General features: G+C 37.8%; 7 protein-coding genes. 5 read left to right on the forward strand and 2 right to left on the reverse strand.

From position 1 onward, the window contains the following. Positions 1 to 54: 54 nt before the first annotated feature. Entirely contained in the window at positions 55 to 378 is a 324-nt protein-coding gene (locus DWA31_RS11120; protein ID WP_114326655.1) for a hypothetical protein, read from the reverse strand. Positions 379 to 815: 437 nt separating this feature from the next. Between DWA31_RS11120 and DWA31_RS11125 the strand changes: the two genes are divergently transcribed. The 5 genes from DWA31_RS11125 to hpf all read left to right on the forward strand — a co-directional run bounded on the left by DWA31_RS11125 (position 816) and on the right by hpf (position 8946). Then, on the forward strand, positions 816 to 2234 hold the full coding sequence (locus DWA31_RS11125) for an aldehyde dehydrogenase family protein (protein WP_114326656.1): 1419 nt from the start codon (positions 816 to 818) through the stop codon (positions 2232 to 2234). A 452-nt stretch (positions 2235 to 2686) separates the two neighbouring features. After that, positions 2687 to 4078: a DNA repair protein RadA gene (gene radA / locus DWA31_RS11130; protein ID WP_168427333.1), complete on the forward strand. Its 1392-nt coding sequence runs from the start codon at positions 2687 to 2689 to the stop codon at positions 4076 to 4078. A gap of 180 nt (positions 4079 to 4258) precedes the next feature. Next, positions 4259 to 4387 (forward strand): hypothetical protein, encoded by a 129-nt coding sequence (locus DWA31_RS17715; protein ID WP_281268631.1) that lies wholly within the window; start codon positions 4259 to 4261, stop codon positions 4385 to 4387. Between the two features lie 1211 nt (positions 4388 to 5598). Continuing rightward, the gene (locus DWA31_RS11135; protein WP_114326712.1) at positions 5599 to 7860 is read left to right on the forward strand and encodes a S9 family peptidase; all 2262 of its coding nucleotides are present in this window, start codon (positions 5599 to 5601) and stop codon (positions 7858 to 7860) included. Between the two features lie 750 nt (positions 7861 to 8610). Continuing rightward, positions 8611 to 8946, forward strand: coding sequence for a ribosome hibernation-promoting factor, HPF/YfiA family (hpf, locus tag DWA31_RS11140; RefSeq protein WP_114326658.1), 336 nt, complete (start codon positions 8611 to 8613; stop codon positions 8944 to 8946). A 310-nt stretch (positions 8947 to 9256) separates the two neighbouring features. On the opposite strand, the gene metH is transcribed toward hpf, so the two are convergent. After that, a complete protein-coding gene (gene metH, locus DWA31_RS11145; RefSeq protein WP_114326659.1) occupies positions 9257 to 12964 on the reverse strand; it encodes a methionine synthase in 3708 nt (1235 codons plus the stop codon). Positions 12965 to 12987 lie beyond the last annotated feature (23 nt).

The following is a 12987-nucleotide window of genomic DNA, read 5'->3' on the forward strand; positions in this document are numbered from 1 at the left end:
AATCAGAATGTAAATTTAATATAAGACGCCTTAAGCGTCAAATTGTATTGTTGATTAACGATGATTACCATTTTTATTTTTCATACTAGCCATCTTTCGCGCTATAGCAAGTAATTCTGGTGAAATATCATCGGCTCCAGATTTTATTAACTTACTTACATCACCTGATGAAAATAATGAACCACGCTCAGATTTTACGCCTAACGATCTAACAAAGTCTTTTGTTTTGCCGGTACTACAGGTATCAATATATTTAAAAATTACTTGTTCATTAAAGCTCTGAGGCGCTTCTTTCAAGGTAGCTATTTGTTCAGTACGTAATTTTATTTCCGACTCTAACGTTTCAATTAATTCGGCAATATCTGAATAGGGTTTCATTAAATTATTTAACTCTTATGGGTTATCTGATGATGCCAAAAGGCATTCACTTTACAGCAAAAGAAAGTCAGTATAACCATCATGCTTAAAATATCATTATACAGTGAATGAAAGTAAGTAAATAGCTTTGCACTTCCTATATTTTAATAAACGCTCAATATATACCCGATCCACTTGAAGATGCTCGTTTCAGGAAGGCTGAGCGATTCATAATCAAGGCGCATTTTTTTATTAAGGGTTATTCCCTTAAAAAGAAATGCAACGTAGAGTATGATTTGCTCAGCAGTCCTGAACAAGCATTTTGAAGTCGCTTGGGTATATACTAATTCTATTGCTCACGGCGTGAATGCTATTTTCATTCCAGCCCATCCCCCTGAGAAACACCTTGGTTCACTAAGTAAATGTTTGCAAAATACACAATTAATTTGGAGATTTACATGAAAAACAGCAAAGAGTTTTATATCAATGGTCAATGGGTAAGTCCATTGGTTGCTAATGATTTCCCGGTAATTAACCCGGCAACAGAACAAACCATTGCCACTATTTCTTTAGGAAGTGCTAAAGACGTTGATATCGCAGTATCAGCAGCCAGAACAGCTTTTTCATCATTTGGGTATAGCAGTGTCGAGGAGCGTATTTCTTTATTGGAAGCGTTATTAAAACAATATAAAGATAATTATGATGCGATGGCACATGCGATTTCACTTGAAATGGGCGCACCAATTGACTTTGCTATAAATGCTCAGGCTGATTGTGGTAAAGGTCATATTAAATCAGCATTATCAGCTTTAAAAGAATTTGAATTTGAAAGAACCTTAGCTAATGCACAAATAATTAAAGAGCCGATCGGTGTTTGTGGGTTTATAACACCATGGAATTGGCCGATAAATCAAATCGCCTGTAAAGTAGCGCCAGCATTGGCTACTGGTTGTACAATGATCCTCAAACCTAGCGAAATAGCACCTTTGTCAGCACAGTTATTTTCACAAATGGTGCACGATGCTGGTTACCCTGCTGGTGTTTATAATATGGTGCATGGTGATGGTATGGGCGTTGGTTCGGCCATTTCAGCACATAAAGATATTGATATGGTCTCCTTCACTGGTTCAACACGCGCAGGCATTGCTATTGCAAAATCGGCAGCAGACACCGTTAAAAGAGTCGCTCAAGAGTTAGGCGGAAAGTCACCTAATATCATCCTAGATGACGCCAATATTGAAAAAGTAGTTAAGCGTGGCATATTAGGTTGTATGAGTAATACAGGCCAGTCATGTAATGCGCCTACACGAATGTTAGTTCCTGCTAGTCATTATCAACAGGCCGTTGATGTTGCCAAAGCCACCATTGCTAAAATTAAGGTTGGCAACCCCGAAGAACATGGTAATCATATTGGCCCATTAGTCAGTGAAGATCATTTTAATAAAGTTCAAACTATGATCCAAAAGGGAATTGATGAAGGTGCTAACTTATTAGCGGGTGGAATAGGTAAACCCACAGGTTTTGAAACAGGCTATTATGCTAAACCTACCATTTTCACCGATGTAGATAACGATATGACAATCGCTAGAGAAGAAATTTTTGGACCAGTTTTAGTGATGATCCCTTATGAAGATGAAGAGCAAGCGATAGAAATAGCCAATGATACTCCATACGGTTTAGCGGCCTACATTCATTCAGAAGATGCTGACAGAGCCAAACGGGTGGCGAGAAGAATACGTGCTGGTATGATCAGTATTAATGGCGCTTCACATTATTATACCTCGCCTTTTGGTGGTTATAAACAATCAGGCAACGGCCGTGAATGGGGAGAGTTCGGTTTTGATGATTTTCTAGAAATTAAAGCGATTAATAGCTAATACCAGTTTCATTAATTAGGTGGTCTATTTTATACGTAGGAAAAACGGCCAAGTACAAGGCATTTATTTTAATAACTAGTTGTTCAGGACAATATGCTCCTGCATTGTCTAATAAGCTGCATCCATGCAGCGTTAATTATTAAATAAATAACGAAGTACTTGGTTGTTTTAACAAGTAGAAATGAACACATAGTTAGTGAGATTGGTATAAATATTCGTCCAATTTTAACCCTCCGCATTAACATGCATTAATACCTAATCACTCTTCTACTTACTATAGAGGAGTGATTAACGCGAATATGATCAGAACACTACCAGAAAGATTTCTGATATTTTTTTCTCATTCTACTCAAGAAAGACACACGTTATATTGCAAACAGGTGAAACATAGATATACTGTATATAAAAACAGCTTAACTATTATACCACGAGATATATACCACGAGATTAAAATGGCCAAGAAAGAAAAAACTCAATACATGTGTAGTGAATGTGGTGAAACCCACCAACGATGGTTAGGTCAATGTTCTTGTGGCGTGTGGAATACTATAATCGAATTCAAAGAAGCAAAGACAGTTACTCAGCGTACTCCTAATGCAAGACAGCATAAAGGTTATTCAAAACAAGACGCTAAAATTGAAAACCTTAGTAAAGTATCTGATACAAAGTTAACCCGTTTTGACACAGGAAGTTCTGAATTCAATCGTGTATTAGGTGGCGGTATCGTTGAAGCATCGGTAGTTTTGGTAGCAGGCGATCCCGGTGCAGGCAAAAGCACATTACTGATAAAAACTTGCTCAAACCTCAGTAAAATAGGAAAGGCTTTATATACCTCAGGCGAAGAGTCTAAAAGCCAAGTGCGTGATCGCGGCCTTAGACTACAACTTGATATTGGCAATATAGACATAATGAACTCTGGTGATGTCGAGTTAATTTGTGATGTCGTTGTGGCAGAGGGATATAAGTTTTTGATTATTGACTCTATCCAAACCGCATTTGTGAGTTCACTTCCTAACGCACCTGGCGGCGTAACACAGGTTAAAGAATCTGCATCTATATTGAACCGACTGGCCAAAGAACATGGTGTAACCGTGATTCTAGTGTGTCACGTTTCAAAATCAGGGGATATGGCAGGGCCAAAAGTGTTGGAACATATCGGCGACACTATGTGTAAGCTTGAATGTGAAGATGACAGTAAATATCGTACCTTGCGCGCATCTAAAAACCGTTTTGGCGATACCACTGAAGTTGGAACATTCGCGATGACGGCAAAAGGAATGCAGGATATTGTAAATCCATCAGCTATTTTTTTAGAAAAAGGCGGCATAGAGTCTAGCGGCAACATGGCCTATTCATCGAACGATGGTGGCAGAACCTTACTTATCAATATCCAATCACTCGTCACACAATCCCACGGTGAAAACCCTGTACGAGGAGGCGTTGGTTTTGACTACAAACGTATGTCTATGCTACTAGCAATATTGCAAAATAGAATGGGGGTAAACATTGGCGGAAATGACATATACGTTAATGTTGTTTCGGGGGTGAACTTAACTAAAGACGTTGGTGCAGACCTCCCTCTTGTTTTAGCGATGATTTCATCAAACAATGATTCCATATTATCATCAAGCACAATTGCCTTCGGTGAAATAGGGCTTTCTGGTGAAATACGTCCAGTACCGTCAGGTGAAGAACGGGTCAAAGAAGCCATTCGCAACGATTTCAAAACAATCATTTTGCCAAAACGAAATTATAGTCCGAGGCTAGAAACCGCTGGCGTTACCATCATTCCAGTCTCTAGCGTGAGTGAGTTACACAAAGTTTTTGATAGAACTAATTCTTAAATGGATAAGTGTATGTAGATAACCCTAATCGATACCGAACTTATTCTAGAGTTTAATCTAAAGGACTTTAATTCACTGATGTTTTCTAATAATTAGTGCCGATTAAAATAACAGATTAAGCTTCGATACTATTTTGTTGAGACTTGCTCATGATTTCCTCGTACATCAACATGATCTCTTTTGCCAAAGAATCATATTCTGGGTGACGCGATAATAACGCCAATACTTGGTGGGTATCATCTAGTGCCTGCTCAAGAAAAGATAGATCCTGTTCGTCGAGTACACCGCCATTATCAACCTTCGTTTTAAGTAACTGCGCCCTAGGGTAACGATCATTTTCAAAACGTTTGAGCAGTACAGCTATAACTCCTTGGTCTTTTTTTTTGATCCATTTTTCATCCTATTAAATTATCAACACTACAGAGTATGTCACAAAACAGCCTATTCATAGAGACTAAAAATTCGTATCAAAAGCACGGACTATCTCCTTTAGCTCAATGTTCTAAAAAGACGATATCTTTTTTATGTAACTAGTGTCAACAAAGTCCAGAACAGCACATATTTTAAAAATATAAAAGATCAATGCTGTGCTTGTATTGCTGATTATCTTGTAAAGCACTTAATCACTCTCTCCATTTATACCCATGAACATTCAAAATGCATGTTTCAGTGGGAGAAAAAAACGATTTAGACAAGGCTTTGATTGCAGAGAATGGTTGTTCCATTCACTAAATCAATAACGACGTATAAATCGTTTTTAGCCCCATCGTAGAAGAGCATGAGCAAACCTATTTCATTGTAGCGTCAAAGAAATAGGGAATGACCATGATTTAATTGACGCGCCTCAAACTAGATTTGCTCAAGCACTCTGAATCGAGCATTTTGAATGATTACGGGTATATATGTGATAATTCGAGCCTTGATCCTTGCATTGGTTTCCTGCTTTAAAGATAATGCTTTACCATAAAACTTGGTTATTTTTAGTGACGTTACTTATCTGGCAAAACTTGCCTAGCACCTAGCGGCCAAAACGACTGAATGATGCAACTATACCCGTTACCATTCAAAATGCAGGTTTCAGAGTGCTTGAGCGATTTCAATTCAAGGCGCTGTGATGTAATAATGGTTACTCCCTTATAAATCACAGCAACGATGAAGTGATATTGCTCAAGCCCTTCTTCGATGGGTTTAAAAGTAATTTATGCTGCGTTATTAAATTAAAGAATGGAACAACCATTCTATAAATTTAATGCCTTGCTTAAATGGCTTTTAATTCCCACTGAAATCACGCACTTTGAATGATTACGGGTATAAATACATTTTAAATCGCGCGATAGTTCCCTTTAATATCATGCGTAAATAGCGAAAGCAGGCATAAAATTATTAGTGTAAAAATCAAATGATACATTAGCTTTTATTTGATTCGCGTTTTATACATTTTCTAATTTAACTTTATTTAAGAAATATTTAACCAATACGAATTATTTATGAATAAAAAACTAAAAACATCTTCATTTTTCATGGTTTGTGCCTTATTTATCTCACAGCAAATACTTGCCGGAGAACTAGTTAACGAAACCAACGTTCAAGTAAATGAACAACTTTCCATAGAACGTATATTTAGCTCACCTTCACTCAATGGCCAGACACCAAAATCATTAAAACTTTCTCCTGATGGATCTCGTGTTACTTATTTACAAGGAAAAAGTGACGACTTAAATCAATATGATTTATGGGAATACAATCTAAAGAGTAATGAAAATAAATTACTCGTTGGCTCACAAGTGCTTTTTAGTGGCATGGAAGTGCTTTCTAATGAAGAAAAAGCGCGTCGAGAGCGTCAACGCATGTATGGCTTTGGCATTATGGAATATAAATTCTCTAAAGACGGCAGTGCTTTATTATTTCCACTTAATGGGAATATTTATTATTACCATTTAGAATCTAAAAAAGCCAAACGCTTAACCGAAACAAGCGCCTTTGAAACCGATGTTAGATTTTCACCAAAAGGCAATTATGTTTCTTTTATTCGTGGCGAAAATATTTTCGTATTGAATATTGAAAACGGTAAAGAGATAAAGCTGACTAAAGACGGTGGTAGCAACAACATTAAAAATGGCATGAGTGAATTTGTTGCCCAAGAAGAAATGGATAGAATGACCGGTTATTGGTGGTCACCTGATGAAAAGCACATTGCCTTTTTACGTGTTGATGAATCACCGGTAAAAGTAGTTATTCGTAATGAAATTTATGCCGAAAAAATAGAATTAATTGAACAGCGTTATCCTGCTACGGGCACAAACAATGTCAATATTCAGTTAGCAGTCACTGATATTAAAGGTAAAAAAACGCGTTTTATTGCCCTTGATGAAGCTCAAGGTGTTACGTCAAAAAATAATAAAAATGATTTTTACATCCCAAGAGTAAAGTGGCTACCCGATAGTAAAGAAGTATCTTATCAATGGCAAAGCCGTGATCAAAAAACGTTAACGTTAAAAACCTATAATCTTAAAAAACGAAAACAAAAAACCTTGCTAACTGAGCAATCAGATCATTGGTTAAATTTACATCACGACTTAGTTTTCTTAAGTGATAATAAATCGTTTATTTGGGCTTCAGAACGCGATGGTTATAAACATTTATACCATTTTACCAATAATGGCAGGTTGATAAATCAGTTAACTAAAGGAAACTGGGTTGTTGATTCAATCAAACATGTCGATGAAAAAAATGGCTTAATCTATTTTACTGGTCGCGCTGACACGCCACTGGAACGTCATTTGTATCGAGTACCGCTCAATGGTAAATCACCTGAACATGTCGATAGAATTAGCAAACGTAACGGTTTTCATAGCATAATTTTTAGTAAAGATAGTAAAAGCTATATTGATAGCTTCTCTAATATTTCAACGCCAAAACAAGTTAGCTTACACCAAGCTAATGGCGAGCATGTAACTTGGCTAGAAGAAAATAAAGTAACCAAAGATCATCCAATTTCGCCTTATTATAATAATTTAATACAACCAAAATTTGGCGCACTATCCGCAAGTGATGGTGAAACAAGTCTTTATTACAAACTATACAAACCTGAAAATATGGCGCCGGGTAAAAAATATCCCGTTATTGTTCGCGTATATGGCGGCCCACACGCTCAGCTAGTGAAAAACAGTTGGCAAGGTGCAGATGTCACTCAGTACATGGTGAAGCAGGGTTATATTGTATTTCAACTGGACAACCGTGGTTCAAATTATCGTGGCACCGCATTTGAATTTCCCATACATGAAAAATTAGGAGAAGTGGAAGTTGCCGATCAAATTAAGGGCGTTGAATACCTACGTTCATTAGAGTTTGTTGATAAAGATCGTATCGGTGTTTTTGGTCATTCTTATGGTGGTTATATGGCGTTAATGACCATGTTCAAAGCAGGTAATTACTTCAAAGCCGGTGTTAGTGGTGCGCCAGTAACTGACTGGTTACTTTACGATACGCATTACACAGAACGTTATTTAAATCATCCTGAGGTTAATGCTGACGGTTATAAAAAATCTAGCGTGCTTCCTTATGTTGCAGGTTTAGAAGGTCCATTGATGATTTATCATGGAATGGCTGACGATAATGTACTGTTTAGCAACACCACCAAACTCATTAAAACACTGCAAGATGAAGGGAAAATATTTGAGTTAATGACTTATCCCGGCAGCAAGCACAGCATGCGCGGAAAAAAAGTAAAAGTGCATTTGAATAAAACTATTATGAATTTTTTTGATAGGCACTTTAAGTAATCTATTAGCAAAACAGCGGCTACGCCCCAACCATCTACTAGTAACATTGCTATAAGCATACACCAAAAATTTACGTCGTCATCCTCGTGGTGTTTTTGCCTACAGGACGTAGGTACTTAGCTTTGGTCTGGAACCACAAAGCTGAATCGAGGATCCAGTTTTTAAACACTATGGATTTCCGATAAGATACTTCGGAAATGAAGGTGTTCCAGTTTTATGTTTACTTAAAAATAAACCTCTTAACTTTATGTTACTTAGAAGCACCTCAACGGCTGCGCCTTAATCATCTACGAGTAACATTTTACCACCGAGACGCTGCGCTGCACAGAGGGCACTTCGAGCCTGCACAGAGTTTTTGCTTTTCTCAGTGTAGTGCGTAGCACCTCGGTGTCCTCTGTGGTTACCTAATTTATCAATTACTTAATTCATGTTACTTAGAAGCTTATAACTTTCTATTTAAAATTAAAAAATGAGTTAGCGTTAACTACTAGGCATTAGTCATCAATAACAATACAAACGGCAAGTAACTAAGTTACTTGCCGTTTTTTCTTTTGTCGCTTTTGGTCTGATCAGTTGTAGCCTTATTTCTTTACTCATTAGTTTTTTATTAGCATTTTTCATGCCCAAAATAGGCCAAAGATTTGGTTACATTTAATTGCATTTATCTACCATTTTTTTATTGCATTTTTATGACTGATGGAGGATTATGAAATTGAAGATAAAGTCAAAGATAACAAAAGAGGTAAGACTATGAAGATTAAAATTTCTGGACACCACGTTGAAATAACTGAGGGTATCAAGCAGTCAATCGAGAATAAGTTTGCGAAAATCTCTAAACATTATCCGTCAATTATGACGCTAGAATCAACTATCACCGTTGAACCGCATCTACAAAAACTTGAAGTAACCACACTGTATGAAGGTGAACAAGTAACCGTAAATGCTTCTGACAAACAACTTTATGTTGCCATTGCAAAAGTAGCAAAAAAACTACAATCAGCACTAGCACATCGTAAAGGAGTATTATCAGCCAAATTAAATAATAAGTTTGAAGTACCACAAACAGACTTATATCAATCCGCATAACTTATACCAGTTTCATTAATTAAGTGATCTATTTTATACGTAGGAAAAACGGTCAAATACAAGGCACTTTTTTCAATAACTAGTTGTTCTAGCTATTAAATAAATAACGAAGTAGTAGGTCGTTTTAACAAGTAGAAATGATCACATAGTTAGTGATATTGGTATTATACCAAGACTAGTGAAATGCTTGTAATAGCGTAAAGCGTTACAAGCAAAACACCTCAATAAAAAAGGCTGTACTATTTAAATGGTACAGCCTTTTACTTATCTGACTTATTCAGCTCTCAGGTTCATATTACTCTAGTTCATATTACTCTGGCTCATAGTCCAAGTTTGCTGATAACCAACGTTCAGCCTGTTCTATAGTCATGCCCTTACGCGCAGCGTAATCAAGCACCTGATCTTTTGCCAACTTTGCTACAGCAAAGTACTTTGATTCAGGGTGAGAGAAGTACCAACCACTTACTGCAGCACCTGGCCACATGGCATAACTTGAGGTGAGGTCCATATCAATGTTTTCTTTAACATTAAGCAGCTCCCACAATAAACCTTTTTCAGTATGTTCAGGACACGCAGGATAACCTGGCGCAGGACGAATACCTTGGTAACTTTCGCGGATTAACGCGTCATTGTTCAAGTCTTCGTCTGGTGCAAAACCCCAATATTCTTTACGGATTTTTTCATGTAAATATTCAGCGCTCGCTTCGGCTAGTCTGTCAGCCACCGCTTTAAGTAGTATGGAGTTATAAGCATCATGATCCGCATCAAAAACTTTAACCAACTCTTCAACACCAAAACCTGCTGATACCGCAAAGGCACCAATATAGTCTTCAATACCTGAATCAACGGGAGCAACATAATCAGCTAAACAGCGGTTAAACTGCCCTGCTGGTTTTTTACTTTGTTGACGTAATTGATGAAGCCTCATTAATTTCTCACTGCGACTTTCATCGGTGTACAGCTGAATATCATCTTGATTACTGTTGGCAGGAAATAAACCCAAAACCGCCCTAGCAGAAATCTTTTTATTATTGATAACATCATCAAGCATGGCATTAGCATCATTAAATAAGTTCGTTGCTTCAACGCCAATCACTTCATGTTTTAAAATAAGAGGAAACTTGCCTGACATCTGCCATGTCATGAAAAATGGCGTCCAATCGATATATTTTCTCACTTCGTTCAAGTCGATATTATCAAGTACCGTCACACCCAATTTGTTAGGTTTTTTCGGCGTATAACCTTCAAAATTAATTTTAGTCGCATTAGCACGTGCCGCTTCAAGACTAATTAAACTTGAACGTGGGCCTTTTTTATAGTGACGAACTCGTACACGTTCATACTCTTCTTTGGTGCTCATAAAAAAACCGGCTTTATGTTCACTTGATAATAAATTACTCACCACAGATACTGCGCGTGAAGCATTTGATACATAAACCACTGGTTCATCATATTGCGGCTCAATTTTAACAGCAGTATGTGCTTTTGACGTTGTCGCTCCACCAATTAATAACGGCAATTTCAAACCTGTTCGTTTCATTTCTTTGGCTACATATACCATTTCATCAAGGGATGGAGTGATCAAGCCTGATAAACCAATAATATCAACATTCTCTTCTTTAGCTACGCGTAAAATATCATCACAAGAAACCATCACGCCAAGGTCAATAATTTCATAGTTATTACATTGCAGCACAACGCCAACAATGTTTTTACCTATATCGTGTACATCGCCTTTTACGGTTGCGAGTAACACTTTACCATTGGTGCTTATTTCAGTTTTTCCTTCCTCAATGAAAGGATTTAAATAGGCTACGGCTTGTTTCATTACTCTTGCTGATTTTACTACTTGCGGTAAGAACATTTCACCCGCGCCGAATAAATCACCAACAGTATTCATGCCATCCATCAATGGCCCTTCAATAACATTTAAAGGACGGTCTGCCGCTAAACGTGCTTCTTCAGTATCTTCGATGATAAATTCATTAATGCCTTTAACGAGCGCATGAGATAAGCGAGCATTGATAGGTAATTCACGCCAAGTTAAATCCGCTTTTGAAGCCTGCCCGCCTGCTTTACCATGGAATTCTTGGGCAATATCAAGTAAACGCTCAGTCGCGTCATCATCACTATTGTTAATAACGTCTTCTACCGCTTGCTTTAAGTTTTTAGGCAAGTCTGAGTAAATAGCTAGCTGACCCGCATTAACAATGCCCATGTCCATACCATTTTTAATGGCATAGTATAAAAATACTGCGTGAATCGCTTCACGTACTGGGTTGTTGCCCCTGAATGAGAAAGAGACATTGGATACACCACCAGAGATCATCGCATGTGGTAGGTTTTTCTTAATATCATCAACCGCTTCGATAAAATCGACCGCGTAGTTATTGTGTTCTTCGATACCGGTGGCAACAGCAAAAATATTAGGATCAAAAATAATATCTTCCGCTGGGTAGCCAATTTCATCAACCAGCATATGATACGCACGGTGACAAATTTCATATTTACGTTTACGCGTATCGGCTTGTCCTTCTTCATCAAACGCCATCACGATAACAGCGGCGCCATAACGTCGTAATAACTCAGCTTGTTTACGGAAGTTTTCTTCGCCTTCTTTTAGGCTGATAGAATTAACAATGCCTTTACCTTGAATACATTTAAGACCCGCTTCAATGATGTCCCATTTAGAGGAGTCAATCATGATTGGCACTTTCGCAATATCGGGCTCACCAGCAATAAGGTTCAAAAAGCGCACCATGGCGGTTTTTGAGTCCAACATACCTTCGTCCATGTTGATGTCGATAATCTGCGCGCCATTTTCTACTTGCTGTAATGCGACAGAGATAGCTTTATCGTAATCTTCTTCAACAATTAAGCGTTTAAACATAGCCGAACCCGTTACGTTAGTACGCTCACCAACGTTAACAAATAAGCTATCTTTGTTAATGGTTAATGCTTCTAAACCCGATAAGCGACAGGCAATTTCACGTTTTTCAATTTTACGCGGCTTTATTCCTTGTGCATGAAGAGAAGCAACCGTGTCAGCCATGCCTCTAATGTGCTCAGGCGTAGTACCACAACAACCACCAATAATATTTAAAAAGCCTGAGCTCGCCCACTCTTCTACATGGGTATTCATGTCTTCCACGGTAAAATCATACTCACCGAAGGCATTTGGTAAACCGGCATTAGGGTGAGCAGAAACAGCGGTATCACAAATACGACTTAATTCTTGTACATATTGACGTAACTCAACTGGGCCTAATGCACAGTTAAGACCAAAGGAAACTGGCTTTGCATGACGTAATGAATTGTAAAAAGCTTCGGTAGTTTGCCCTGATAATGTACGCCCTGAAGCATCAGTAATAGTACCTGAAATCATTACAGGTAAACGTTCACCTAACTGGTCAAATACAGTTTCTACCGCAAATACTGCCGCCTTAGCATTCAAGGTATCAAAGATTGTTTCGATTAGAATAATATCGCTACCCCCTTCAATTAGGGCTAGAGTAGATTCAATATAAGCATCTTTCAGCTCATCAAAGGTAACGTTACGATAGGCAGGATCATTAACGTCAGGTGAAATTGAACAAGTTCGGTTTGTTGGTCCTAAAACACCGGCAACAAAACGTGGGCGGTCAGGATTTTTTTTAGTGTATTCATCCGCAGCTTCTCGCGCTATTTGCGCGGCAACACGGTTAATTTCAGCGCTATACTCTTCCATGTCATAATCAGCCATGGCAATAGTAGTGGCGTTAAACGTATTGGTTTCAAGAATATCAGCGCCAGCTTCAAGATACTCAAGATGAATCGCTTTAATTATTTCAGGCTGAGTAAGCACTAACATATCGTTATTGCCTTTAACATCCGTATGCCAATCAGCAAAGCGTTCTGCTCTGAAATCTTGCTCTTCAAATTTATATGCTTGGATCATGGTGCCCATAGCACCATCAAGAATTAAAATATTTTTAGCTAATTGTTGCTCAAATAAAGCAAATGATGATGATTTTTTCATGTTCTTTTTTCCGCAATTTTGAA

It is taken from the genome of Candidatus Colwellia aromaticivorans (genome assembly GCF_003333305.1).
Lineage (GTDB): Bacteria > Pseudomonadota > Gammaproteobacteria > Enterobacterales > Alteromonadaceae > Colwellia > Colwellia aromaticivorans.

Bases quoted from the DNA above. Each gene is read 5' to 3' on its own strand.
- DWA31_RS11125 (WP_114326656.1), top strand. From the start codon at position 816: ATGAAAAACAGCAAAGAGTTTTATATCAATGGTCAATGGGTAAGTCCA.
- hpf (WP_114326658.1), top strand. From the start codon at position 8,611: ATGAAGATTAAAATTTCTGGACACCACGTTGAAATAACTGAGGGTATC.
- radA (WP_168427333.1), top strand. From the start codon at position 2,687: ATGGCCAAGAAAGAAAAAACTCAATACATGTGTAGTGAATGTGGTGAA.
- DWA31_RS11120 (WP_114326655.1), bottom strand. From the start codon at position 378: ATGAAACCCTATTCAGATATTGCCGAATTAATTGAAACGTTAGAGTCG.
- metH (WP_114326659.1), bottom strand. From the start codon at position 12,964: ATGAAAAAATCATCATCATTTGCTTTATTTGAGCAACAATTAGCTAAA.
- DWA31_RS11135 (WP_114326712.1), top strand. From the start codon at position 5,599: ATGGTTTGTGCCTTATTTATCTCACAGCAAATACTTGCCGGAGAACTA.